Origin of the sequence: Synechococcus sp. UW179B, from assembly GCF_900474245.1 — a bacterium.
Taxonomy (GTDB): domain Bacteria; phylum Cyanobacteriota; class Cyanobacteriia; order PCC-6307; family Cyanobiaceae; genus Synechococcus_C.
The window spans coordinates 367,388-391,412 of sequence record NZ_UCNZ01000026.1; the positions used below are offsets into that span (position 1 = coordinate 367,388).

The following is a 24,025-nucleotide window of genomic DNA, read 5'->3' on the forward strand; positions in this document are numbered from 1 at the left end:
ACCACATGCCAATGATGGAGAAACAGAGGGTTGTCGCCGCAAAAGGCCGTGATGCGTGCAATTCTTGAGGCTCAAAAATAAGCAGATATCTCTACAGACAACGGTTTGATTGGTTGCCAGCTTAAGAGCAAGGCGATTCACGACTGTGATCGCTGAAAAGAACAGTCAGCAGAGGTCGACTGTTCTTTTTTTATGAGCAAAATTGAGTATGTATCACTAAGGTCAATTGCCGATTGTTTCGGCATCATAGTGATGAAGCCAGTGCTGGGGAGCCAAAGCTTCACTAAAAAGGGACGGTCTTGAGAATGCGGCCGTTCTTTTTTATGGCGCAGAACTGTTTGGCTAAAATTCGGACATTAGGCCCGGTCCTTTTTTCTTCTCATTTAGATCAAGCACTTTTTTCAAAAATTACAAATAAACGACAAAAATCTATTCGAAATCCAGAAAAACCATTAAAAAAGATCAAGGATCAATCTATAAAAGTAGCTAAAAGGCGATATTGCCTAATGGGCCGTAACACAAGAGCAAAATATAAATAATTACCCTATGCCAATATTTTTTTAAAGCCAAAGAACAGACCCACCAGCAAATTAATAAAACTGTGTTATTAAAGCATTTATTCTGTTGTTCATCGATTACAGGAAAGCTAAAAGATCAGCATCTACACATTATCTTTTTTCTTCTTCTTGGCATGGGAATGCTTTGATGACAGATGAAGAAGATTTGAGGCCTTTGTCTGGTCCTCCGTTTTGGTTAGCTTTGTTACCAGATTCCAAGTGTCTTGTGGCGAAAGCTCACCTTCATCGTTCCACTTAAGGCTTGAGAGGTGATTGGATGACATGAGAGGCTTCTTATTGATGAGAAGATAAGAGAGAAAGCACTGCTTCTGTCAGGAATCACACGCCTGTTAACGGTAGAAATAATTAAAAATGCACCTTTTGATACGGAATATCGATTAAAGGTTCAATTTTTACTATTTAGATAAAACGACCATCCACCTCAGCCTCAGTCATGCTTACTAGCAGCACTCATGCCATTACAAAAAATCTCTAAAGGTGCGTTGATACATCATTGGGCGGATTTTTATTTATTCCATCTCAGTGATACTGCGAAATAAACCTTTTGCACGACCAGGGCAATTATCAATGGTGTATGAAAACATGGTCTCAATCATAGGTATAGAGTACGCATCATCCTCAAAATCTAGCTTGTTGATTGCATCGATCGACAAACTCGTCTCAGCCATTCCAATCATCGTTCCCTTCTCAAACGATTCTTCAGCGGAACGACCAGAACAATAGAGTTTTCCTGCCTGCATCCCAATATTATTGACCAACTTCAAGCCCTGTTGGAGGCTTGATGCAGAGAGAGGACTTGAAACGGCGAGAGATAAAACAGTGGGAGTCAAGAGAATCAAGCTTTTCAAAAGCTTCATCGTGATCGCCAGGCATTAGAGATTTATTCTAACTTCCAACCGGATAGATAACATTCTCTTTTTTGATTTTATTTACAGTAATATAGGCTCAATTCTAAAAAAATAATTCATGATCCAAGCTGATAACGATGATGACATCTGAAACATCATTGAAGACAGAAGCTAAACCGTTAATCCTACCGGCATCGTTCAAGGATGTAGCTTACTATCTATAAGCAACTCAATCCGCTGATCAGAGTATTATTTAGATTGAGGATACAATCCTAGCTATGATTTATCTCCCTTGCTATACCTGCAAGGTGCCTCGAGTCTGAACAATGAATGACATATGGTTTGACGCCAATCATGTAGAAGCCTTGCTCAGTGGTCGTGCTGTGATTCATGATCTCAGCTTAAAACTCAAATTAGGCGAATCAACAACGCTATTAGGACCAAATGGTGCTGGCAAAAGCACACTCGTTAATCTAATCAATCGCAGTGTATACCCACTCTTAAAGCCAAGTTCACACCTTAAACTGTTTGGGAAAAGCACCATTAACATTTGGCAACTCCGCTCGTCCATCGGCATTGCAACGAGTGAGTTAGAGCAGCGATTTTTACCGCATATTTGTGCAAAAGAGCTTATTTTAAGTGGTTTTTTTGGATCCACACGTTTAGGGCGTGATCAGAACCCAAACCAACCACAACTAGCTAAAAGTCAATCCATCATGGAGCAACTTGATTTAGGAGCCTTTGCGGAGACACCCTTCGGACAATTATCAGATGGCCAACGACGTCGGCTCATGATTGCTCGAGCACTGGTGCATTCGCCCAAAGTGTTAGTTCTGGATGAACCCTGCAGAGCACTGGATCTCAAAGCATGTCATCAACTCCTAGCCACCATGAGAAACCTCTGCAATCAAGGCACAACACTCCTCGTGATTACGCATCGTATTGACACGATCATTCCAGAAATGAGCAGGATTTTATTCATCAAAGAGGGGAAAATCTACGACGATGGAACTCCAACCCAATTACTTTTAGACAGCAAACTGAGCAATCTCTTCGATACTCCTCTAAGAGTGCTTGAACACAAGGGTTACCGACAAGTCCTGCCAGGGTAAGAGCAATGGATTGACCAACAGAATGCTGTTCATCGAAATCCTGTTCATCGGAATCAAGACAACGAACAGGCATGGATGGTGGCGCAAGCTGCAATGTCAGCAGAACTGCTGATGATGAGCGGGTGTTTGACCGCGCTGACGGACTCAAACAGCAGTGGATCTGCTGGACGTGGTAATTCGCTAGCGAGCTCACGCCTTAAGTCGAGACGATCTTGGCAATACAGCAGACTCAGGTGCGGATCAAGCCGGTAGCCAAGCTCAGCGTGAGAGCTGAGACGCAACTGCAGAAAGTAGGGATACAAAATCTCCCTGGCCTCGGCGCTGAAGCGGAGCACAAGACTCTGCGTCAACATTGAAGTTGCTTCGATGGCTTTGGGCCAAAGGCACACAGGTTTGCACTGATCGGCGAGCTGTTGAAGTCGAGCGATGACCTGCTCCTGGCTCACACCATGATCTCCATCGAGATGCTCGCTGTAGAGCGTGATGTGCGGAGGCAACGTACAGACCCGGACCCCTGCCCGGATCCGTTTGCAAGCCAAAGAAGAAAGTTGATCCAACGCTGCCTGCGCTTCACGACCTGGGAGAAGCCAGTACGAGACCGCTTGTGAAGCCATAGAAGAGGCAAGGGTCAACAGATCTGAAGGGGAGTTTCGGGGATGCGTGGCAAAGATCTATTGGTCAAACAGCAAACGTCAGGCCCCGATCAGTGACCTTCGCTTGACTTCATTTTGGCTTGTAGTGAGGGGGCCAAGGGTGATAGCCATGCATCAGCATGACTCGATGAATCAAGTGCACAACGATGGGCCTGCAGCTCCAATCCGCTGATTTCTCGCATGAGGACGGCATCACCTACAGCATCCGCCGAGACACGCTCGAGCAAGACTTCACCATCTACGAGAAGCGCGATGGCGAGTGGGTGGATTGCGGACTCGATCAGGCGGTGAGCGAGCTGAACTTCGCCGAGTTCAAACGCCTGGGCTTGCTGATTAAAAAGATCATGGATGCCGATCAATGGCTGGCGTAGCGCTCACACTGAAAACGCCGAAGGGTTGGTGTGAGCTTGGTCGTTTCATGGGCCATTTGATCGTTGCCATGAGCAGGCATGGAAAAGGTCTTCTGACAACTAACCGCACAAAAAATGGGCGGAGTTGTCGAACTCCGGCCCATCAATCGTTCTTGAACGTCTAGGGAGATTTCCGTTCAATCGCACAGGAACATTGAACACTCACGCCGTTGAAGACGAAGACCGCTCTCTGATCATCAATTGCCAGAGAATGGGGTGGAAGAGTGATGCAGAATAAGGCGCAGGCGCCGTCATCATCACGCACGTAGCCGAAGGTTTTGTCCACCTTGCTCTTAGTGCCAAGAGCAAGGTGGTCCAGCAGCGATTAAGTGAAAAATTTCCGTTAGCGAGGAAGACCCTGACGCTACAACCCATGATTTAATTTTTATGGGTTGCAGATGTAAGCTCCGCGTGCTGGTCAAAGAGCAAAGAGAGCGTCGAACTGGTGGTAAGCGGGTTTATCAATCCCGCCACTTTGCAACATCTTTCGCAGCTCAATAATTTCCCTGCGTTGGGCCACGATGATTTCGCGAGCGAGTCGAAGGATCGTTGGATTCGTGGAGTTTTTGCGCGCTTCATGGGCCATTTGAAGGGCACCACCGTGATGCTCGATCATCCCTTCAAGAAACCACTGCACTCTGTTCTCGCGTGTGGGCTTTGTGCCTGACATCCGCATAGCAGCGATCACCTCTGGGCTCATGCGCACCAGATCGGTCATCGCATTGGGATCGCCATTTGGGCGAAGCACAACTGGATAAATCGGAGCATCCGGATACCAAGCCTTGCGCCATTGACGCATCGCTTTGATTTCACGGGCCTGTTCGTCCCAGATGCTGTTCGCTAAAGCGCCTACCCCAGGGGCGCCGATGTTGAAGACGTATTCGCTCATGCGCAGAGCGCCGGTGTGGTGTTCCACCATTCCGTCGATGAAGCGAAGGTCAAACGTGCTCCCCGCAGGGCCTATTCCATGGCTGTGATGGTCATGACCACTGGACGTCTGCCCTGGAGCATCCTCTTTTTTTGTGGGATCCGGTTGGTTCATCTCATGCCCGTGATGGCCATGGTGATGACGATGGTCTTGTCCGAGGACCGACGGTGTTGTGCAAACTGCGATTGCGGCCGACGCAAGAGCTAGGAAACGCATCAACGTTTGGAGTTGTCGTAGAGGTTTGAGATGAAATTATGGGGCTTTTTCATCTTCGTTAGGGCTGGTTTCTGAAGCCCAGCAAATTCCCGTCAGCCAGGGCTGAATGCAAACTGAAGATTGGTCTTAATGTTCAAGGCTCTCTATCGATAAGGACCGTTAGCGGCCTTGACCAGAAAACTCATCGTTGGCAGTGAGGAGTGGTGTGCCCTGCCCGAAATCGGACTCCCTGCGATCAAAGCGCGGGTTGATTCTGGTGCCGCTACGTCCTCCCTTCATGCCTTCAACATCGTGCCGTTTCAACGCGATGGGGAGTGCTGGATCAGTTTTGAAGTGCACCCCCTTCAAAACGACCGTTCGGTGGTGGTTCGCCATGAGGCTCCTGTGCTGGAGCAGCGCGGTGTCCGCAACACCAGTGGCATCACAGAAACCCGCTATGTGATTCGCGAGCAGTTGGTGCTCGGTGAACAGAGTTGGCCCATCGAATTAACCCTTTCCAACCGGGATGCCATGGGGTACCGGATGCTGCTGGGGCGTCAGGCCATGGTGGGGAGGGTCTTGGTGGATCCAGAGGGGAGCCTTCAACTCGGAGAGGTTCCGTCGGCTCAATTGGAAGAGATGTATGCCCCGTTGCGAACCGAACGAAACGGTTTACGCATTGCTCTCTTGGCTTCAGACCCGCAGCTGTACAGCAACCGTCGACTTCTGGAAGCCGGCGAGGAAAGGGGGCATCGAATGGAATTCCTCAATATCAAACAGTGTTATATGCGCCTCGATCCGCAGAATCCCGAGATTCACTATCGAGGCGGAAATGTCGTGGAGAGGATCGATGCAGTGATCCCACGCATTCGCCCCAGTGTCACTTTTTACGGCTGTGCGATTACCCGACAATTCGAGGCGATGGGCATCCGTGTGCTGAATGCCGCGGAACCGATCAAGCGCTCTCGCGACAAACTACGGGCGTCTCAGCTCTTCGTACGCCATGGCTTGAGCATGCCTGTGACTGGCTTTGCCAGTTCCCCCTTAGACACCAAAGATCTGATCAAGATGGTTGGTGGAGCACCACTGATCCTCAAGCTGCTGGAGGGAGCCCAGGGCCGTGGAGTCGTTCTTGCCGAGACGCAAAAGGCAGCAGAGAGTGTGATCAATGCCATGAAAAGCCTCAACGCCAACCTGCTTGTTCAGGAATTCATCAAGGAGGCAGGAGGGAAGGATCTGCGCTGTTTTGTGATCGGCGGCAAACTCATTTCGGCCATTGAGCGCACGGCTGCCGTTGGAGATTTTCGTTCGAACATCCATCAGGGGGGGTCGGCTCAAGCTGTGCGGGTCCGACCTGAAGAGCGCAAGCTTGCCGTTGCCGCAACCAGGGCACTCGGTCTGGATGTCGCTGGGGTCGACATCATCCGCTCAGAACGCGGTCCCTTGTTGCTGGAGGTGAACTCCAGCCCTGGGTTGGAGGGCATCGAAACCGCTACTGAAAAGGATCTCGCCGGAGCGATGATCCAGGAGATTGAGCGGAAACTGGGTTGGACGCGCTCGCTTCTGAGCGATTCTTCAGCGGCTTGATGGTGTTACGGCTGCCAGGGAGGAGAACCGCCCTTCCCCACAAGAGAGACAACCATTACAATTTGTAACGAGGGGACTTCGGTGGAACGGAGAGCCTTTATTGGCGGGGTTAGACGCCCTCCTTTTTTATGTCCGCAAAAAGGCACAGCGTGCGGACACCGGCAAACTCCGCCGCCATGATTAGGGAGTAAGCGGTGCTGGATGCTCGCTGGAAAGGGCAGTCGGGAGGACCGCTCTTTTTTTTATGCCTGCTAAATAAAAATGGGTATGTATCTCTAGCGACATCAGTCCCGTCACTCGCTTGTATTGACACGGGTCGGGTGTTGGGGAACCCCTATCCGTAAGACGGTCGACGGAGAATACGACCGTCTTTTTTATGGAAGCCTGGCCTCAGACACATTTGGAAAGAGTTTGCTGAAGCTTCAGTCGTATCTGCATGGCTTGTTGGGCCGATCATCAAGAGGTCAAAACAAGACACCATGGGAGGAGTGAGAGACCTCCCATTTTTATGCGCTTCGACCAATGGGCGCTGGTCTTTTTCTATGACCGAGATGATCACTCGCCAATCGCATTCAAAGCCAAGGGCTTCAAGCAGGCAATTTGAGGGTTTCAGGCTCAGATGATGCTTCTAGCAACACTTAGGGCCCGGATTAAGCAGCAGGACCTCAAAGAACAGAGAAAATACACCACTAAGCACAAAGCCCTAGGAACTATTTATTTCGCAATCATTAACTTGCCATCAAATAAAAACCGTTGTAATCACTTCTCAGCCGGATTAAAATGATGAGGGCATTTAAAAATGAACACGACTGTGAATCAATCACAGAACGATGGGAAGCGGTAGACGCTTACCTGGAATGCGTCACAAGTTGTGGGCTTTACGATGGTGTCTGCGTCACGACGTGCATCACCAAACATCTTGAACCGGGAACGGAATTAGAAGACGAAGTGAAATTCGAACGCAAGTATTAATGCTTATCGTGATTTCCTAGTTGGCAGGCTTGATGGGTCTCCGCGTAGGAAATCCATGACATCCCAGCGATCAAGACGATTAGAGCAAACGTTCCAAACCAATTAACTGCAAGCATAATTACTTACCTTCTCCGCTAAGTTAATTAAAGCATAGGTTGGGCTTATTATCAATGAATTCATAGCAAATCAGTGTTTTTCAAATAATCGAGACCGAAGCCACATCCCATCCTGTTTTCATAAAAAGAGGATCACCAACATTCCCTCTCGACCACGGCTGGTGACTTCCGTTGGGTGATGGGTGATGGGGATCACAAGGCCAGGCTGCATGGCTGACGCTGACAACAGCGCGATCGCCTGATTCCGATTGGTTTATTCAAAGCGGGCTTCGCTATAAAGGAGTACTCGGTTCCGGTGGTGATCAGCTGCTGGAGGAAACGGGGAAAGTCTGGTGAAAGTCCGGCACTGTCCCGCAACTGTGAAGCGACCAGTCCTGATTTTCAGGTTGGTCGTCAGTCAGAACGCCCGCCGTGTTTGTTCGACGAGGATCGATTTTTGAATTCATCAATCAAACAGCTCAGACCAGCTCTTTCAGTGCTGCTAGGTGGTTTGACCTTGGCTTTGGCTGGATCTCCAGCCCTGGCCCATCATCCCTTTGCCATGCCTGAAGGCGGCCAGATGACGTGGCTTCAGGGCTTGCTGAGTGGAATCGGTCATCCGCTTCTGGGCCCAGACCATCTGCTCTTTCTTGTGGCGATCGCCCTTGTGAGTTGGGAACGACCCCGTCGTTGGCTGCTGCCGATGTTGGCTCTTGGGCTGATCGGTAGCGGAGTGGCGCAAGTTGTGCCCCTCTCCGAGAGTCTTACGCCGTGGGCTGAGGCCGCTGTATCGCTGACCCTCGTGCTTGAAGGTCTTGTGATTTTGGGGAGGTTGCCTTTGATCACGCTGTTGCCAGCGATTGCTCTGCACGGCTACCTCCTGGGTGGAACCATCGTGGGAGCCGAACCCTCGCCTCTGCTGGCCTATGGCCTTGGTTTGCTGGTAGCTCAAGGGGCACTGCTCTTGGCTGCTACCTCCTTGTCACGGGAGCTTCAAGACTGGCTGGGAGAACGCAATCGCCAGCTCCTGGCAGCGGTTTGGATCGGAATTGGCTCGGCATTTGCCTGGTCCATTCTCATCCCCTGAACCTCACGCTCAAAAGCCAGCCTTGAAAGGCTGGTTATTTGACCGTTGCTTTCAAGAGGCTGGAGACGAGATCTCCGGCCTCTTTGTATATGTGATCGTCTCTGGGACTGGCGAAACAAGCAGAAAAACTCAGCGACAATGTATTAAGATCTCTTTAAAATTAACAGATATTATTTAGGCACAAAGGGTTATTTAAAGGAATTCATCATCAACCCATAGGTTCAAACAACATGGTGATTCACCCCAGCCGACAGCTGCCACAGGATCTGCGAATCTGCCTGGCGAAGGCTGGTTTGCCTGCCCTCATGACCGTGGCCAGGCTGCATGGCAAGCCATCAGAGCGAGCCCTTGCCGGTATCCGGGGAATCCGCGATCACCTGCTCAACGTTGACCTCGATCTGGCCTCACTGCCAAGCCTGGAACCGGAGGCGATCGCCGCCGCCATTCGTCGCTGCGATTCGGATCCTGAATGGAGAGAACGAATCCTGCGGGGCATGACGCTGATTGCGATGTTCGACGGTCCCCCCAGCCCAGAAGCTCTTGAGCTGTTGGAGCAGACAGCCACGGCCTTCCAAGTGGATCCAAGGCCCGTGAACAGCTATCGAAACGTGATGGAGGGGCATCTTCTGGCGCTGCGCTTCGACATCATGCGCCGGGGCTTCATACGGCAAGCCCTTGAGGCCACGATTAAGGCCGGTGGCTTCTCGGCTTTGACGGCAACACTCAAGGTGTTGAGTGGCCATGAGGACCGGGCCATGCGCGAACGGTTTGAAGGTCTGAAGAGCTATCCAGCAGGCAGCTTCGGCAAGGCCTATGCCGACTTCATCGAGATCAACCAATTCGATTTTCCGGGAACACCGGGGGGACCACCTCCCCCGGTGTTCAGGCACGACTGCTGCCATGTGCTCGGCGGATACGGCACCACGGCTGCGGAGGAAGGCGCTGTGGTGGGCTTCCAGGCGGGATTTGAAGGGCTCGATCCTTTCGACGTCATCCTGTTCGTGATAGCGGAATTCGAACTGGGGATTGGTATTTCACCGTTCATTCCTGGTGAATGGGGTCAGCTGGATCCAGACCGGATCTTTGCCGGCCTCGAACATGGCAGCCATGTCTCCTGCAATTTGATGAAGGACATCGATCCATGGACTCACTTCGCCGACCCACTCGAAGACCTGCGGCAACGGTTTTCGATCCCTGCGCGCGGACGAGCGCCTGAATATCCCTAGGGGGAACAGGAGCAGCGTGTTTTCTAGACCTATCAAATGAACAGAGTTAATCAACAGAATTCGATCTGGATATGACGCATCAAAACCTTGTGAAGGGGTCCATTAATTGCAAGCGGTGAAGACCTGGTAAGCAAAGCATTCGCTCTGTTTTTTGCGATCTAGGTTGAAAACATGGAAGGGAAGAGGTTTGTCGTGAACAAAAAAGTCGTTGTCCTCGATACCAATGTTCTCCTGCATGATCCAGAGGCGCCCAAGAGCTTTGGGGCCGATCGCATCGTGCTGCCGATTCAGGTGATCGAGGAAATTGATCGGTTCAAGCGTGATCCCTCTGAAAAGGGGCGGAATTCCCGTCGTGTAGCTCGCCTGCTCGATGGTCTGCGTGAGCGGGGCAACCTCGCTGATGGTGTTCCGTTAACGCCCGACGGTGAAGGAACCCTGGAAGTGGCCTTTTGTCGGGCTGAAACCTTGGCCCAGTTGCCACCGGAATTGCGGGGTGGCGGGGGTGACAACAACATCCTGGCTGTGGCGTTGGAACAGATGCGGGCGAAGGGCTTGAGCGAGCCACCCGAGGTGGTGTTGATCACCAAAGACACCAATCTGCGCATCAAGGCGGATGCCGTGGGTCTGGCCGCCCAGGATTACTCCAACGACAAGGTGGCGATCTCCGATCTCTATCCAGGGGCCAGGGGCGTCAAGGTCTCCGCTGATGTGATCGATGAGCTGCACCAAAAGGGTCGCCTTTCGGTGAAAGCGCTGCCAGCGGATGTGGTGGCGTCTTTGCAACCCAATGAGGGCCTCACCCTGATCGATCGCGACAGCGCAGACCACACCTTTTTGGCGCGTCATCGCGGCAATTCAGGAGACGTGGAACCACTGGTTTGGCTCAAACGCGCCCGTCTTGGTCGCCTAAAGCCGCGGAATCGCGAACAGAATTTCGCCCTCGACTTGCTTCTGGATCCCTCCGTTGAGCTGGTCACGCTTGTCGGTAAGGCCGGCACCGGTAAAACCCTGCTGGCGATCGCTGCTGGTTTGCATCAGGTTGCTGATCAACATCTTTATGCCCGACTGTTGGTGACCCGTCCCCCGATCTCCTTAGGCAAAGAGATTGGCTTTTTGCCAGGTTCTCTGGAAGAAAAACTTGCTCCTTGGATGCAACCCATCGTGGACAACCTTGATTTCCTTACGGGGGATGCGATGAGCAATGAGCCGAAGGATGATCGCCGCCGCCATGGTGGTGGGCCCAAAAGCTCCTGGGCTGACCTTCGCGAGATGGGGCTTCTAGAAGTGGAAGCAATCAATTACATCCGCGGTCGCTCAATTCCCCATCAATTCATGGTGGTGGATGAAGCGCAAAATCTCACCCCGCATGAGGTGAAAACGATCGTGACGCGTGTTGGGGAAGGAACCAAGATCGTGTTCACCGGTGACCCGTATCAAATTGATAATCCCTACGTGGATGCCGAGAGCAACGGCCTTACTTGGCTCGCTGAACGCTTAAAAGGTCAGACCCTCGTGGGCCACATGACCCTGACGCGGGGAGAACGCAGTGCCCTTGCTGAATTGGCAGCAAATATGTTGTAACGCCCGTACCAAGCATGAAATCAGACGCGATTGATTCCCCGTGGCCCAGTGATGATCCAACCCGGGTGGCTGACAACCTTCAGCAAATCATCCACTCGGACACCTATCGGCTCGCGCATCAGGATCTTGCTCTTCTCAACACGTCCTCAATGCGTGGCGTGAGGATGTTGCTGGAAATCAGCAAGCCTGAGCTTCACTTTGAAGAGATTGGCATCTCCTCCACCATCATCGTCTTTGGGGGCGCACGCCTCAAGGAACGATCAGCAGCAGAAGCCCATCTTGAGAAGGCAATCAGGGAGCTTGATACGGATCCAAAATCCACACAATTGCAGCGAAAAGTGAGCCGTGCCAAAAATCTTTTAGAGCTTTCGCCCTTTTACGATGCAGCGAGGGAATTCGCTTTTTTAGCCTCACGTTTTGGTCAATCAGACACCAGCACAGGGCCTTGCTGTTCCTCCCATGTGATTGTGACCGGCGGCGGTCCTGGCATCATGGAAGCCGCTAATCGTGGAGCCTTTGATGCGGGTTGCCGGTCGATTGGACTCAACATTGAACTCCCACATGAACAAAATCCCAATCCCTATATCACTCCTGAGCTCTGCTTTAAATTTAATTATTTTGCACTGCGCAAATTTCACTTTGTGATGCGTGCCGTTGGCGCTGTGTTATTCCCAGGTGGGTACGGAACACTCGATGAACTTTTTGAGGTCTTAACGCTGCGTCAGGTAGGAACTCAACATGCCATGCCGATCATTCTGTTTGGAAAAGATTATTGGACGCGTCTGATCGACTTTGAATTCATGGCTGATTCAGGGCTGATTGATGATCAGGATCTTGATTTAATCCAGTTTGCAGACACAGCGACGGAAGCTTGGGATCTCCTGCGCGATCATCCTCCTCAACCGTGATCAACGGCCTAGCTAGCAAGCACCGTTGTGATCAAACCGGCAGACAGCGCGTGGCGCGTAAAAAATCCTGCTCACCTCAGGCCGCGACGATGGGCTTGCAGAGAGAGAAACAGCGTTTGAGGATCCTCGTATCGCTTGGGCAGGGCTTGATGGAGCGTGTAAAGACGCCGCCAACACACGCTTTTGCGTGCTTCTTTCTCCTTTACCCCATCAGCCACCAGATAGTGCATAGCTCGGGTGTAAACCGCTTCCGTTTCACAGAGTTCGGCAATGGAAGGGTCATGGGTGAAGGTGATTGCGGCCATCTCCACAGTCTCAATTCGTAGAAATCATTAAGCCGCAGCTGGTGCATGGAGCACTACCCCCATTTGGGGTGAATCCCGCTTGGAGCCAAGTTTGTGGCTCTAGACAGCGCTCTGATTAGATCTGAACCATTCCACAACGCATGCCCTTGAGGACGGCTTGAACCCTGTTATTCACTTCGAGCGTGCGCAGCAATCGCTTGGCGTAGGTACGGGCTGTTTCTTCGGACACAATCAGGTCTTCAGCAATTTCGCGATCCGTCCTGCCGCGGGCGAGGCGATCCAAGACCTCATATTCCCGAGGGGTGAGCCTCGGACAACTGAGATAGGGCAGTTCGTCGGAGCGCAGGGATGGGCTGCGATAGGAGTGATGCCCCATCACCGCCAGCACCGCCGCTTCCAACGGTTTGCGGTCTTCAATGATGTCGGCTTCCGCCACAACGGCTTCTAGCCAGGGCGCATTGTCGTATTCAATGGGAATGGCATCGCTCAGCGATAAAACAACCACCTTCAGGCTTTCATCCAGCTCACGCGCCTTGCGAGCCAATTCGAAACCGTTGCCTTTCTCAAGCAAATCAGTGCAGAGCAGGAGCTCAAATGACTCCTGCTTCAGATAATGCAAACAGGTTTGTTCATCGGTTACTGCGCAACCGATTCGTCCTCTTTCGCTGAAGCTATCGCAGAAACAACGAAGGAAGAATCGGCCTTTCATGGCAAGCGCGATCCGGCCGTTGATGGCAACGGAAAGCAGAGGTTCCTCATCAGCCGACTTCGGCTGGTTTTGGAGATATGGGGTGAGATCCACGCAAGGCCCTGCTCCTAGCAGCCATCTTTGCTAAGCGACCCCTCCGATCCTTTTCGGTCATTGTCAGTCGTCATAGATACGGCATTCCGGCGCCTCTGGATTCAGATCACAATGGAGCTCTAGAGAGGTGGGATCCTTGTGCTCACCTGGGTGGTGGCTGCGATACGACTCCAGCTCTTCGAGCTCGGTTGCGTAGTGACGAACCTTGGCCCGATCGCCGCTGGTTGCGGCCTTGGCCAGTTCCTCACGGTCCTTGGCAATGTGCGTTTCGATTGAATCCATGGAGACATGTGCAACGGCAGGGATTCAACGTTCCGACCGCATGCATCCACTACCCCAATCTGGGGACAGCGAGGTTGTCCCCAAATGCGAGGAGATGCAATAGCCCTGCTGGGTGCAAAGTTCGGATCTATCGAGCTGCCAATCCATGGCTCCACCCAAGATCAGCATCGGTGAACTCGAAGCCAAGCATCCGATGTACTGCAAGGCCTTGAAGATCCTTGTCAGACAAGGCACAAGCAGCGCCAAACTTCAACGCACTCTTTGCTGGGATCGTCTGCGGTTGTTGAACCGTTCCCTGCCCCGTCAATACAAATCACCGGAGCAATTGATGCGAATCATTCAGGCCGGAATCTCTATGAATCAAAAACACTGAGGTCTTGTCATGTCTACCCATACCGATTCCGTGAAAGCACAAATCACCAGCAGCGTGATGCAACGGATTGCGATTCTCGATCAATTGGAGCGCTATGAAGACAGCTATGCGATGACACAGGAATTCAAAGAATGGCTGCTGGATCCCAAGCTGACCAGCCAGATGAGCACCCAGTCGTGATGATCGCTTGATCACGTGATTCATCGCGTGATGAATGACGCCCGCCAATGCCGTTGGAAAGCCCCTATCTGGGGGTATTGCAGCCATGGATCGGAAGCAGAGAGTGAACATCAGCCGAACCAATCGATATGACCTCATTAACACCTTCTCGATCCAACAACTGTCTTGGAAGGACCTGCTTGAAATGGATGCCCGACGGATCCCTCTCCGCTGTGGATCACGACGCGCTCATGCGCCGGCTCTGTGAAGCGGATCCCACCCTGGCGGGCTCCGAGATCTGTTCGCTGGATTCCAACCACAGCCAGCAGGGGTCTTGAAGGCTTAGTGCTCAGCGGTTCGCTGAGATCAGCTCTATGAGGAGATCTATAAAGAGATCCATGAAGACGTCTCGATTCCAAGCTTGGGTTCCCTCCGTGGCTCGTCTGAGCTTGGTGGGGGCGTCCACGGTTCTTTCTTTGATGGGGGCCCTAGACCCCGCTCAAGCCCATGGCGATGCCAAGGGACATGGGCTGATGCCCAATACCAAGGGAGCGCTTGGCCCGGAGTTGACGATCTATCGATCGGCGAGCTGCGGTTGTTGTACGCAATGGGGAGCGCACATCGCAGCGGCGGGGTTCCGGATCGAAGATCAGATCAGGGAAGACATGAACTTGGTGAAACAACAGCGGGGCGTCCGCTCCGAGTTGGCTTCCTGTCACACCGCTGTCGTGGAGGGCTATGTGATCGAAGGACATGTTCCTGCTTCCGCGATTCAACGGCTGTTGGCTGAACGACCCAATATTCGAGGCCTTGCTGTTCCAGGGATGCCCGTTGGTTCTCCGGGCATGGAGGTGAAAGGGGTTCAGGCTGAGAGCTATGAGGTGTTAGCGATCGAGCATGACGGCAGCTCATCCGTCTTTGCTCGCTACTGATCCAATCTCAAAGGGAAGGGATCACCTGGAAGGCCTTAACAGCATGACCACACCCGAGCCTGTGACGACGATGGTGAGCACGCCGAGCAGCAGCGGATAAAAGGGTTGGAGGTTGAGCCAGCCGAAGTGCCCGGTGTGGATTTTGAGCAACCAGAAAGCATCAATGCCTTGCTCCAAGAGCAGGCTATAAAGCGAGCCTGTGCCCGCTGTGAGCAAAAGCGGCGCAGCAGCGATCGGCACGAACCAGCGGTGAATGCGACGGGCCTGGCGCTGCGTTTTCACTGGCGAGTTCATTGCTTGCGCAATTGTTGGTGGAGCTCTCGTTCATCCGAACAAGGCATCCAGCGGCCGTTGTTTTGATGACTGGTGCTGCAACCAATCTCTTGGGCTCGTTTCTGAGCCTCGGCTTTTGAGGCATACATGCCCTTGCCATGGGCAAACGCTGGGCTGATGCCCAAGAAAACAGTCATCAGCGCAAGGGAGATCGTCTTCAACGTTCTGATCGCAAGCATTGACTTCAGCGGCCTTCGCAGTGTTCGACGGCTTTGAGGTAATTCAGTTTGCCTGGTGTGGTGAGACCGTTGGGGTTGACCGCCACACGCATCGCTATTTGCACATCGATGCATCTGTTGTAGCGATGGGTTTTCACGGCTTGGGGAATCAGCAAAAGGGTGATGCCCAGCAAGCTGAGACAGCTGAGCGCAGCCAGGGTTGGATAGGTGTGCGCCCTGACCATTTCACGAGCCGTGAGCTTTTGTTCGGCGTGATCGTTCACAGATGCTGCGTTCGGGCCCCCAGCATGGCAATTTGATTGCGCAAAACCCACGCGGGGTTGAAACTTCTATGGCTTCGGTCGCTAGAGATGCGTGCACTGGTTCTCACATGCGCTTTGCTCAGCGGCGGGCTTCAAGGGCTTGTTTTGCCCGCAGCCCTAGCCCATTCGGGCCACGGTGAATCGTTCGTCCAGAACGATTCCGTGGATCAGGTGAATGCCAACCCCACCCAGGACCAGCTGCTGGGCATCAGCACCGATCAACCCCAGGTTTCCGCTGAAGGGCAAATACTGATTCCTACTGCGGCCATCCTTGATATGGATGGACAGCCACTGGTGTTCGTTCGCAGCGGCGACACCTACGACCCCGTGTTGATCAAAGTGGGCCCCATTGTGGCTGATCGCACGGTGGTGCTTGAGGGGGTCACGGCCGATGAGCAGGTGGTGGTCTCTGGTGGCCTGTCGTTGTTTGCGGAGTCTCAGAAAAAAGATCGTCAACCGGTGGTTGTGGAGGAGCTCTCCACACCCGATCCCTCGGGGAACGCCCCCTCCTGGATGGTTCCCGGCGGCATCGCAGTGGCGGTCATTGTGGTGATAGCAACAGGGTTCGGCCTCCGCCGCCGCGGTTCTGGACGCAACGACAGCTGATCATTGCCTGATGCTCAACAAGCTGCTCAACGCGATCTTGCGCGGCGCGATCGCCCGCCGCTGGCTCGTTGTTGTTTGTTCATTGCTGATCAGTCTCTGGGGTGTGCTGAACGCCCTGGAGATGCCGATGGATGTGTTTCCAGCCTTTGCTCCGCCGCAGGTGGAGATTCAGACCGCAGCCCCTGGGCTGTCTCCTGAACAGGTCGAGCGGCAGATCAGTGAACCGATTGAAGCGGCGGTGACTGGGCTCACCGGAGTGGATGTGGTTCGCTCCGCCTCCAAACCCGGCCTTTCGATGGTTCAGGTGGTGTTCATGGACGCGTCGCAGCTGGAGGAGGTCCGGCCGTTGGTGGCGGGACGCCTGCAGCAGGTGCGCGCCCAGCTGCCTGAGTCGGCAGAGGCGCCGGTGATTTCTCCACCGCTTTCGCCCCTCGGCACCATCCTTCAGTACGCCTTCACCCTTCCCGAGACCGCCAGCGCAGAGCAGGTGTTGGCGCTTCGCTCGCAGATTGAGAGCAGCTACGAGAACGCGTTGCTTGCCATTCCTGGAGTTGCCCAGGTGACGATCTACGGGGGGGATCTCGCTCAAACCCAGATCCAACTCAACCTCGAGGCGCTCCGGCAACACAACGTGGCTCTGAAGGAGGTGTTGGACGCGGCTTCTGATGCCCAGTTCAGTGGACGGGGCGGAATTCAGATTGCCGGCGGGCAAGAACGGTTGATCCTCACCGACAACAACAGCGCAAACGCGAACGATCTCAGCAGCGCGGCCGTGGTGGGAAGGGATGGGCAGGTTGTCTCGTTGGGAGAGTTGGCCGCTATCAAAAATGCTGCTGGCTTGCGCCGAGGCGAGGCCAGCTTCAACGGCAGGTCGGCGGTGGTCTTGATGATCAACAAGAAGCCGGATGTGGACACCCCTCAACTGACGCGGGCTGTGGAACAACGGGTTCAGAAACTACATGGATTGCTGCCAGCCGATGTGTCGGTGACACGCACGTTTCGGCAGGCCCATTTCATCGAGATCGCCATCCGCCATGTGAGCGAATCCCTGCTGTTGGGAGTGGTGATTGTGGCTGCAGTGCTGGGGCTGTTTTTGATGAATTGGCGCACAGCCTGCATTGCTCTGAGTGCCATTCCTCTATCGCTGCTGGTGGGACTGCTGTTGATGCGTGGGGTGGGCCTGCAGCTCAACACGATGACCTTGGGGGGCCTGGTGGTAGCGATTGGTTCGGTGGTTGATGACGCCATCGTTGATATGGAGAACTGCTACCGCGGACTTCGCCGCAACAGGCAGCTGGCGCAACCTCTGGATCCTCTGGAGGTGGTCTTCCGCACCTCGGTGGAGGTCCGGCAGCCGGTGCTGTTCTCCACCTTGATCATCGTGGTGGTGTTTGCACCGATCTTCACGCTGACGGGCGTGGAAGGGCGCATTTTTATGCCGATGGGGATCGCCTATGTGCTCTCGATCCTGGCCTCCACGCTCGTGGCACTCACGCTCTCGCCAGCCCTGTGCGCCCTGCTGCTCAGTCGCGCACCGCTGCCGCAGGAGGATTCTTGGGTGGAGCGCGGCGCCCAACGTTGTTACAAGCCGCTGCTCGATGCGGCCCTGCAATCGCCCAGACGGGTTCTGGCCCTGGCCCTGACGGGGGTGGTGGCGGCAGGACTGGTGCTTCCCTCGCTCGGGCGTGTGTTCCTGCCCGAGTTTCGCGAGCAGTCGCTGGTGAATTCATTGGTGCTTTACCCCGGCGTCTCCCTGGAGATGACCAGCCGTGCCGGCCGGGTGCTCTCCGAACGACTTCAATCCAGCAAGGACGTCAGCTGGGTGCAGGTGCGAGCCGGTCGCGCTCCGGGGGATGCCGATGGAGCTGGGGTGAACACGGCCCATGTGGATGTGGAGCTCAGCGCGGAGGCCATGGATGATCGCCCCGCTGCGATTGGGCGCATCCGCTCATCGTTTCTGGCCCTGCCCGGCGTTGCCCCGAATGTGGGCGGCTACATCTCCCATCGAATGGATGAGGTGCTCTCCGGCGTTCGCAGCGCCATTGCGATCAAAATTTCGGGCCCGGATCTCAACGAACTGCGCCGCCTGGGCAAACGGGTGCAAGAGGTGGTGGCAACAACGCCAGGGGTGGTGGATCTGCAGCTGGAACCGCAACTGCCCGTGCCCCAATTTCAGGTGAACATCAACCGGGATGTGGCCTTAGAGGACGGGGTGAGCGTGGCGGCTGTCGCCAAGGCCGTGGAGGTGGCTTTGCACGGTGAGAAGGTCGCCGCAGCGCAACCGGCCTCGGGCCGTTTGCCGGTGGTGGTGGCGTTGCCGCCGGATCAACGCGGTGACCTGGAAGCCCTGCGCCAGGTGCCCATCCGGGTGGCCTCCGGAGCGCTCAAACCGCTCAGTGCGTTCGTGACGATCGCGTCGGTGCGCGGACCGAACGAGATCAAGCGCGAAGACGTGAGCCGCAGGATCGTGGTCTCAGCGAATGTGGCCGGTCGGGCTTTGGGCTCTGTCGTCGATGAGATCAGCAGCCAGGTGGCCAAGTCGGTGACCCTTCCCTCGGGTTACAGCATCCGCTACGGAGGCCAATTCGAAGCGGAGCAGAGAGCCAGCCGCTCCTTGGTGACTTACAGCGTGCTGGCAGCTGTGGTGATCGCACTGTTGATGGTGGTAGCCGTGCGCTCATGGCCAGCAACGATTGCGATTCTGCTCAACCTGCCCCTGGCCCTTGTGGGCGGTTTGATCTCCGTTCTGCTCAGCGGCGGGGTGCTGTCGGTGGCTTCCTTGATCGGCTTCATCACCTTGTTTGGTGTCGCCGTGCGCAACGGTCTGTTGCTGGTGGACAACTTCAACCGGCGGCATCAAAACGGAGAAGCCCAGATGGCGTTAATCCGCAACGGCAGCCTGGAGCGGCTCAACGCCATTCTGATGACAGCGCTCACCTCCTCATTGGGGATGCTGCCGCTGGCGCTGGCCTTTGGCGCTGGCAACGAAATTCTCCAGCCGCTGGCGATTGTGGTGCTGGGTGGTTTGATCACCTCCACCTTGCTCACGTTGCTGGTGATTCCTGCCTTGTACGCGCGCTTCGGGCGATGGCTGCTGCCGATACCGCCTGCTCAACCTTGCGGATCGATCAAGCCGTAGACAATCGCTTTCACCACCAGTTGGGTGCGCCCTTGGGCTCCGAGTTTTCCGGTGGCATTCATCACATGGGTTTTCACGGTTTCCAGGGAAATGTTCAATTGATTGGCCACGCCTTGGTTGCTGAGCCCGAGAGCCACGGCCGACACCACTTCAATTTCGCGCCTAGAAAGCTCCTCCACCAAGGGGGGAAGATCGGGCCTAGGCGCTTGCGCGCCTAGGCGACGAATCTCCTCGGGGTAATACACCTGCCCTTCGGCGAGGGTTTGAAGCGCCTGGATGAAATCCCCCTGCCCCGTCCCGAAGCTGGATTTGAACATCACGCCATCGGCATAGGCGTCCATGGCTTCTCGAACCACGGCCTGGGTTTCGCGCACCAACACAATCAAGCGTTGGCAGGAGGGGGAAACGGCATGCACACGCTTGATCAGGTTGATGCCATAGCCCGTTTCAAGATCGGAGCTGCAGATCAATAAATCCGGGTTGAGGCGCTGCACCAGGGCAAAGCCTTCGTCTTCGGTAGTGGCTGCTCCCAGCATCACCGGCCTGATCGGTTCGGTGAGGCACAGGCAAATCAAGGCCATGCGATCACCCATGCAGGCCACAACCCGCCGCTGTTGAAGCAAAACCCTCGCTTGATCAATCGCTCCTTTGATTGCGCGCGACTCCAGGCGCAGCTCCATAACGAGCGTTCGATGGTGATCTTGTCTTAGCTGGATTCCGCTGATTGAGCTTCGCTGCGTTCATGGCGAACCACACCACGGATGCAGTTTGGGTGAAGCTCATGCCCTAGGCGCCATGCCTCAGCAGCGTTGGAGACCTGCACAGTTTTGATTTGCAGACGCCCCTTTTTCATCAGGATCAAGTCATAGGAGGGGGGCATCACGGCTCCAGCGCACGCAACCCCATTGAGCCTGAAATCAAAACCGCTTACATCCCCTAGTTGAGGGATGGACGAGCTCTCCATGCTCCCTGGGATGTGGGATGTGAGGAACAGACAAAGCAACGAGGGTTGGGCTGTTGCTCTTTTTTTATGCCTGCACTGCTGCCAACAGGTCACTTTCCTGTGAATCCCGTTGCTTTAGATCGAGAGGATTTAAACGACACCTACTGCACTCTGAGACACAGCTACAAATCCGTGATGATTAGCCGCGGGGTGTATCGCAGCAAGGCAGACCAGAATCGTGCGGCGATGAAAGAACTGGAAGCCAAGATCCGAACAATTGCCGAACGGGAAGCCAACGTGCGCCAAGAGGCCTACGAAATGCTCGAGATCGTGACCAATGTGGTGGGGGAACTGGAAGACGCTGGTGATGACCTCGTGAATGAATTTGGGGCCTATCAGCTGGGCAAGCGCAGCTATCAAGGGGGCGGCTATCTCGGTGGTTTGATCAAAGCCATCGCTCGCTTCATCCGGCGTTGGACCTCCACAAAGCAGAAGCTCAATACCATCGTGGAGAAGCAGCAAGCGGTGCAACTCAGCCTGGAGGGAACCGATGGGCAAGATCGCTGAAGCGCTGCGCGCCAATCTGAGATCCGTTGCCGCATCGGATGCGAGGGCTCTGCGGGCGATCGACCTGGAGCTGAAGGCGGCAACCGCTGGCCTAGAAGCGGTGCACACTCCCCTCAGCGGACGGGTGGATCGCAAGGCACTGCTTGGAAAGGGAACGTTCAAGCAGCAGACAGTGGCCACGCTCAAGCGTTTGTGCAAGGAGAACGGCATCAAGGGTTATTCCAAATTCAAGAAGGCAGACCTATGCCAAGCCCTGGATGATCAGGGGGTTCAAGCACCACCACCGCCTCTGGACCGTTTCAGCAAAAAGGAGCTGGTAGCGATGCTCAAAACACTCTTAGAGCTGCCATGACGATCACTCCCCGCTATGGACAAGCCCTGCTCTGGGCTGAGGAATTGCATCGTCAGCAACGGCGCAAAGCAAAAATGGTGCCCTACATCTCACATCTGATCAGCGTCAGCGCCCTGGTGTGGGAAGACGGAGGCGATGAAGATCAGGCGATCGCGGCGCTGCTGCACGACGCGATCGAAGACGCTGGCCAAAGCCATGAATCGATCGCCGCACGCTTCGGGGGAGCGGTGGCCGACATCGTGCGCGACTGCACCGACACAAGACCTGATGCTGCCGTTGGGGAAAAGGAACCCTGGATGCTGCGGAAGACCCGCTATCTCAACTCCCTGGCGGCCAAACCACTGAGCTCGTTGCTGGTAACCGCCGCGGACAAGGCCCACAATGCCGGCGACATGGTGCTGGATGCCCGGCGCGATCCAACTATGTGGAGCAAGTTCAATGCCGGGCTCGATGGCAGCGCCTGGTATCTACGGCGAATGCATCAAGAGCTGGTCGAGGCCCTACCCAACAGCCGATCCGTGGAGCGCCTGGGGGAAGCCGTGGACGAAATCATCAACAGCAGCGCCTATCAACAGCTCATCCCAGCGGGATCAACCACCGAGACATGGGCTAACACCTACCCCGAACGCCATGCGGACTGAGCTGAGGTCGCTTGCTGGGGCGTAGGGATCAAAGCCCTGAACCCAAGGCAGGACTGTAGTCAATCCCCACTTAGAGCTTCAACGTAGGCATGGTGAGAGCGATTAAAACAACACCGAGCTGACAACACCACCGAAGCGCACAACACTGAACACAGTGTTGCGGTGATGTGGCGATGACACGGGAAGGACGATGGACGCGGCGAGCACTGCTGCAACTGCTGGGGGCGACCGTTGCCACCGCCAGTGCTGGACGGGTGTTGCCCAGAGCGGCCCAAGCCGGCAACCAACCGGGCCGGCACGCCTGGGCTGCCTTGGAGCAACAATTGCAGGGCCGGCTGCTGACACCGCAACTTCCCTGGCGCAATGCCACAGCAGCAGTGCTGCAGAAGTTGCGCAATCCCTTCTGGATCCAGGAGCAACCGATGGGGCTGCAATCCACCGGCTGGCTGGGGGCCTGGAAGGCAGTGGCCAGCACGCGGGCGATCGCTGCGGAATCCGCCGCTGACCTGGCGGCCGGGGTGCGCTTTGCCCAGCAGCATCGGCTCCGGCTCGTCGTCAAAGGGGCAGGGCACGACTACCTGGGCCGCAACTGCGCCCCCGACTCCCTGCTGCTATGGACCCACCCGATGCAAGCCATCGCGGTGCATGAGGCGTTCGTACCCCAGGGAGCCCCCGCCGGCACGGCGCCGGTGCAGGCGATCAGAGTGCAGGCCGGCGTGCGCTGGTTGGATGTGTATGCCGCCGCGACTGCAGCGGGCCGTTATGTGCAGGGCGGCGGCTGCACAAGCGTGGGGGCCTGCGGTGGCTTCATCCTCGGCAGCGGCTTCGGCAGCTTTTCCAAGCGCTACGGAAGCGGTGCCGCCGGGCTGCTGGAGGCGGAGGTGATCACCGCCGACGGGCAGATCCGGAGGGTGAACAGCCACCAGGATCCTGAGCTGTTCTTTGCGTTGCGGGGCGGCGGAGGCTGCAGCTTTGCCGTGCTGAGCGCGATCACCCTGCTGAGCCATCCGATCCCCGAGCGGCTGGCGCTGGTGACCGGAGCGGTGAAGGCCAGCGATGACGCCGCCTACCGCGAGCTGATCGAAGCGGTGCTGCGCTTCTATCCCACCCATCTCGACAACCCCCACTGGGGGGAGCAGATCCTGTTCAACCCCGACAACAGCCTGGGCTTCCGGCTCACGGCATTGGATCTGGCCGATGCGGAGGTGCGCAGCAGCCTGGAGGCGCTGCTGGCACCATTCCGGGCTCAGCCGGATCGCTTCAGGGTGGAACCGGAGTTCACCTTTCTGCCCTTTGCCGACATCTGGAATGCCGATGCCTGGGAGCGACTGAAACCGGGAATGGTGACCCGCGACAGCCAGCCCGGAGCCCCGAAAGGGCGGTTCTGGTGGGAGGGCAACCAAGGGGAAGTGGGCGCCTTCTGGAACAGCTACGACTCGCTCTGGATTCCCACCCAAGCGCTGAAGCAGCGGCCAGAGCAGGTGGCGGAGGCCTTCTTTAAAGCCTCACGCCATCGCGACTTCACCTTCCAGATCAATAAAGGGCTGTCGGGGGAAGCGGCGGAGGCCCGAGGCCGCGATCGGCAAACAGCCCTGCATCCGGATTGCTACGACGCCGCAGCGCTGGTGATCTGCGCTTCGGCCCAGCAATACCGCTACCCAAGCCTGGCAGGCCATGAGCCGAACCGGCAGCAGGGGCAACGGGACGCCCGCCAGGTGCAGCAGGTGCTGGCGGAGCTACGCCAGGTGTTCCCCAAGGCCGGCACCTACAGCAACGAAACCGACTACTTCCTCAAGGATGCGGGCCAAGCTCAGTGGGGCCCGCACCTGAAGCGACTGCAGGCGATCAAACGGCGGGTGGATCCCAGCAATCTGTTCCGGGTGCACAACGGCATCGGCAACCTGCAGGGATGAATCACGCCCAGGACGGT

At 55.4% G+C, this 24,025-nt stretch carries 29 protein-coding genes, 1 pseudogene and 1 riboswitch; of the genes and pseudogenes, 18 read left to right on the plus strand and 12 right to left on the minus strand.

Features of this window, described 5'->3' with window-relative positions; genetic code table 11:
- Nucleotides 1-1,087: 1,087 nt before the first annotated feature.
- Nucleotides 1,088-1,408, minus strand: a complete 321-nt coding sequence (locus DXY38_RS13070; RefSeq protein WP_136988129.1) for a hypothetical protein — start codon at nucleotides 1,406-1,408, stop codon at nucleotides 1,088-1,090.
- 344 nt (nucleotides 1,409-1,752) lie between these two features.
- On the opposite strand from DXY38_RS13070, the gene DXY38_RS13075 reads away from it, so the two are divergent.
- On the plus strand, nucleotides 1,753-2,538 hold the full coding sequence (locus DXY38_RS13075) for an ABC transporter ATP-binding protein (RefSeq protein WP_115071981.1): 786 nt from the start codon (nucleotides 1,753-1,755) through the stop codon (nucleotides 2,536-2,538).
- A 53-nt stretch (nucleotides 2,539-2,591) separates the two neighbouring features.
- Here the strand turns inward: DXY38_RS13075 and DXY38_RS13080 are convergent, their stop codons facing one another.
- On the minus strand, nucleotides 2,592-3,152 hold the full coding sequence (locus DXY38_RS13080; protein WP_115071982.1) for a hypothetical protein: 561 nt from the start codon (nucleotides 3,150-3,152) through the stop codon (nucleotides 2,592-2,594).
- Nucleotides 3,153-3,337: 185 nt separating this feature from the next.
- On the opposite strand from DXY38_RS13080, the gene DXY38_RS13085 reads away from it, so the two are divergent.
- Complete coding sequence (locus DXY38_RS13085) at nucleotides 3,338-3,562, plus strand: hypothetical protein (protein WP_038013185.1); 225 nt, start codon at nucleotides 3,338-3,340, stop codon at nucleotides 3,560-3,562.
- A 457-nt stretch (nucleotides 3,563-4,019) separates the two neighbouring features.
- Here DXY38_RS13085 and DXY38_RS13090 read toward each other — a convergent pair whose 3' ends face one another.
- Nucleotides 4,020-4,745, minus strand: a complete 726-nt coding sequence (locus DXY38_RS13090) for a DUF305 domain-containing protein (RefSeq protein WP_115071983.1) — start codon at nucleotides 4,743-4,745, stop codon at nucleotides 4,020-4,022.
- Between the two features lie 168 nt (nucleotides 4,746-4,913).
- Between DXY38_RS13090 and DXY38_RS14175 the strand changes: the two are divergent.
- From DXY38_RS14175 to DXY38_RS13120, 6 genes and pseudogenes are all read left to right on the plus strand, one after another.
- Nucleotides 4,914-5,306: pseudogene (locus DXY38_RS14175) on the plus strand (ATP-dependent zinc protease); the annotation flags it as partial.
- Between the two features lie 57 nt (nucleotides 5,307-5,363).
- Nucleotides 5,364-6,311, plus strand: a complete 948-nt coding sequence (gene rimK, locus DXY38_RS13095; RefSeq protein WP_371411018.1) for a 30S ribosomal protein S6--L-glutamate ligase — start codon at nucleotides 5,364-5,366, stop codon at nucleotides 6,309-6,311.
- Nucleotides 6,312-7,669: 1,358 nt separating this feature from the next.
- Nucleotides 7,670-7,828: riboswitch (cobalamin riboswitch) on the plus strand.
- A 7-nt stretch (nucleotides 7,829-7,835) separates the two neighbouring features.
- Nucleotides 7,836-8,465: a HupE/UreJ family protein gene (locus tag DXY38_RS13105; protein WP_244279137.1), complete on the plus strand. Its 630-nt coding sequence runs from the start codon at nucleotides 7,836-7,838 to the stop codon at nucleotides 8,463-8,465.
- 230 nt (nucleotides 8,466-8,695) lie between these two features.
- Nucleotides 8,696-9,691, plus strand: a complete 996-nt coding sequence (locus DXY38_RS13110) for a TerB family tellurite resistance protein (RefSeq protein WP_115071986.1) — start codon at nucleotides 8,696-8,698, stop codon at nucleotides 9,689-9,691.
- Nucleotides 9,692-9,862: 171 nt separating this feature from the next.
- Nucleotides 9,863-11,272, plus strand: a complete 1,410-nt coding sequence (locus DXY38_RS13115) for a PhoH family protein (protein WP_006852695.1) — start codon at nucleotides 9,863-9,865, stop codon at nucleotides 11,270-11,272.
- Between the two features lie 14 nt (nucleotides 11,273-11,286).
- Complete coding sequence (locus tag DXY38_RS13120) at nucleotides 11,287-12,180, plus strand: LOG family protein (RefSeq protein WP_115071987.1); 894 nt, start codon at nucleotides 11,287-11,289, stop codon at nucleotides 12,178-12,180.
- 71 nt (nucleotides 12,181-12,251) lie between these two features.
- On the opposite strand, the gene DXY38_RS13125 is transcribed toward DXY38_RS13120, so the two are convergent.
- From DXY38_RS13125 to DXY38_RS13135, 3 genes are all read right to left on the minus strand, one after another.
- Nucleotides 12,252-12,485, minus strand: a complete 234-nt coding sequence (locus DXY38_RS13125) for a DUF3136 domain-containing protein (RefSeq protein ID WP_006852697.1) — start codon at nucleotides 12,483-12,485, stop codon at nucleotides 12,252-12,254.
- Between the two features lie 115 nt (nucleotides 12,486-12,600).
- The gene (locus DXY38_RS13130) at nucleotides 12,601-13,287 is read right to left on the minus strand and encodes a response regulator transcription factor (protein WP_115071988.1); all 687 of its coding nucleotides are present in this window, start codon (nucleotides 13,285-13,287) and stop codon (nucleotides 12,601-12,603) included.
- Nucleotides 13,288-13,350: 63 nt separating this feature from the next.
- Nucleotides 13,351-13,569 (minus strand): CP12 domain-containing protein, encoded by a 219-nt coding sequence (locus tag DXY38_RS13135; protein WP_006852699.1) that lies wholly within the window; start codon nucleotides 13,567-13,569, stop codon nucleotides 13,351-13,353.
- Nucleotides 13,570-13,714: 145 nt separating this feature from the next.
- On the opposite strand from DXY38_RS13135, the gene DXY38_RS13140 reads away from it, so the two are divergent.
- The 4 genes from DXY38_RS13140 to DXY38_RS13150 all read left to right on the plus strand — a co-directional run bounded on the left by DXY38_RS13140 (nucleotide 13,715) and on the right by DXY38_RS13150 (nucleotide 15,033).
- Nucleotides 13,715-13,942 carry a DUF3136 domain-containing protein gene (locus DXY38_RS13140; RefSeq protein ID WP_115071989.1) on the plus strand — a complete coding sequence of 76 codons (228 nt, stop codon included), beginning with the start codon at nucleotides 13,715-13,717 and terminating at the stop codon, nucleotides 13,940-13,942.
- A 9-nt stretch (nucleotides 13,943-13,951) separates the two neighbouring features.
- Entirely contained in the window at nucleotides 13,952-14,122 is a 171-nt protein-coding gene (locus DXY38_RS13810; protein WP_170952951.1) for a hypothetical protein, read from the plus strand.
- A 188-nt stretch (nucleotides 14,123-14,310) separates the two neighbouring features.
- Nucleotides 14,311-14,439: a hypothetical protein gene (locus DXY38_RS14120; protein WP_006852703.1), complete on the plus strand. Its 129-nt coding sequence runs from the start codon at nucleotides 14,311-14,313 to the stop codon at nucleotides 14,437-14,439.
- Nucleotides 14,440-14,535: 96 nt separating this feature from the next.
- The gene (locus tag DXY38_RS13150) at nucleotides 14,536-15,033 is read left to right on the plus strand and encodes a DUF411 domain-containing protein (protein WP_244279138.1); all 498 of its coding nucleotides are present in this window, start codon (nucleotides 14,536-14,538) and stop codon (nucleotides 15,031-15,033) included.
- Nucleotides 15,034-15,054: 21 nt separating this feature from the next.
- On the opposite strand, the gene DXY38_RS13155 is transcribed toward DXY38_RS13150, so the two are convergent.
- From DXY38_RS13155 to DXY38_RS13165, 3 genes are read right to left on the minus strand one after another with little or no spacing between them, the layout of a single operon-like run.
- Nucleotides 15,055-15,327, minus strand: a complete 273-nt coding sequence (locus DXY38_RS13155) for a hypothetical protein (protein WP_006852705.1) — start codon at nucleotides 15,325-15,327, stop codon at nucleotides 15,055-15,057.
- On the minus strand, nucleotides 15,324-15,503 hold the full coding sequence (locus tag DXY38_RS13160; RefSeq protein WP_244279139.1) for a DUF3721 domain-containing protein: 180 nt from the start codon (nucleotides 15,501-15,503) through the stop codon (nucleotides 15,324-15,326). The genes DXY38_RS13155 and DXY38_RS13160 overlap by 4 nt, the downstream gene beginning before the upstream one ends.
- 47 nt (nucleotides 15,504-15,550) lie before the next feature.
- Nucleotides 15,551-15,769, minus strand: coding sequence for a hypothetical protein (locus DXY38_RS13165; RefSeq protein ID WP_371411019.1), 219 nt, complete (start codon nucleotides 15,767-15,769; stop codon nucleotides 15,551-15,553).
- Nucleotides 15,770-15,895: 126 nt separating this feature from the next.
- On the opposite strand from DXY38_RS13165, the gene DXY38_RS13170 reads away from it, so the two are divergent.
- Both DXY38_RS13170 and DXY38_RS13175 read left to right on the plus strand, forming a co-directional pair.
- Nucleotides 15,896-16,453: an efflux RND transporter periplasmic adaptor subunit gene (locus tag DXY38_RS13170; RefSeq protein WP_115071993.1), complete on the plus strand. Its 558-nt coding sequence runs from the start codon at nucleotides 15,896-15,898 to the stop codon at nucleotides 16,451-16,453.
- Nucleotides 16,454-16,463: 10 nt separating this feature from the next.
- Nucleotides 16,464-19,592, plus strand: coding sequence for an efflux RND transporter permease subunit (locus DXY38_RS13175; protein WP_115071994.1), 3,129 nt, complete (start codon nucleotides 16,464-16,466; stop codon nucleotides 19,590-19,592).
- On the opposite strand, the gene DXY38_RS13180 is transcribed toward DXY38_RS13175, so the two are convergent.
- The gene (locus DXY38_RS13180; RefSeq protein WP_006852710.1) at nucleotides 19,565-20,272 is read right to left on the minus strand and encodes a response regulator transcription factor; all 708 of its coding nucleotides are present in this window, start codon (nucleotides 20,270-20,272) and stop codon (nucleotides 19,565-19,567) included. The genes DXY38_RS13175 and DXY38_RS13180 overlap by 28 nt on opposite strands.
- A gap of 26 nt (nucleotides 20,273-20,298) precedes the next feature.
- The gene (locus tag DXY38_RS13185; protein WP_115071995.1) at nucleotides 20,299-20,556 is read right to left on the minus strand and encodes a hypothetical protein; all 258 of its coding nucleotides are present in this window, start codon (nucleotides 20,554-20,556) and stop codon (nucleotides 20,299-20,301) included.
- Between the two features lie 66 nt (nucleotides 20,557-20,622).
- Between DXY38_RS13185 and DXY38_RS13190 the strand changes: the two genes are divergently transcribed.
- The 3 genes from DXY38_RS13190 to DXY38_RS13200 are packed head-to-tail and all read left to right on the plus strand — an operon-like array spanning nucleotide 20,623 to nucleotide 22,095.
- Nucleotides 20,623-21,102 carry a hypothetical protein gene (locus DXY38_RS13190; protein ID WP_115071996.1) on the plus strand — a complete coding sequence of 160 codons (480 nt, stop codon included), beginning with the start codon at nucleotides 20,623-20,625 and terminating at the stop codon, nucleotides 21,100-21,102.
- Nucleotides 21,086-21,454 carry a hypothetical protein gene (locus DXY38_RS13195; protein ID WP_115071997.1) on the plus strand — a complete coding sequence of 123 codons (369 nt, stop codon included), beginning with the start codon at nucleotides 21,086-21,088 and terminating at the stop codon, nucleotides 21,452-21,454. Before DXY38_RS13190 ends, DXY38_RS13195 begins: the two co-directional genes overlap by 17 nt.
- Nucleotides 21,451-22,095: an HD domain-containing protein gene (locus tag DXY38_RS13200; RefSeq protein WP_115071998.1), complete on the plus strand. Its 645-nt coding sequence runs from the start codon at nucleotides 21,451-21,453 to the stop codon at nucleotides 22,093-22,095. Before DXY38_RS13195 ends, DXY38_RS13200 begins: the two co-directional genes overlap by 4 nt.
- Nucleotides 22,096-22,165: 70 nt before the next feature.
- Here DXY38_RS13200 and DXY38_RS13815 read toward each other — a convergent pair whose 3' ends face one another.
- Nucleotides 22,166-22,534, minus strand: a complete 369-nt coding sequence (locus DXY38_RS13815; protein WP_170952952.1) for a hypothetical protein — start codon at nucleotides 22,532-22,534, stop codon at nucleotides 22,166-22,168.
- On the opposite strand from DXY38_RS13815, the gene DXY38_RS13205 reads away from it, so the two are divergent.
- The gene (locus tag DXY38_RS13205) at nucleotides 22,518-24,008 is read left to right on the plus strand and encodes an FAD-binding oxidoreductase (protein WP_170952953.1); all 1,491 of its coding nucleotides are present in this window, start codon (nucleotides 22,518-22,520) and stop codon (nucleotides 24,006-24,008) included. The genes DXY38_RS13815 and DXY38_RS13205 overlap by 17 nt on opposite strands.
- The last annotated feature ends 17 nt before the right edge of the window (nucleotides 24,009-24,025 follow it).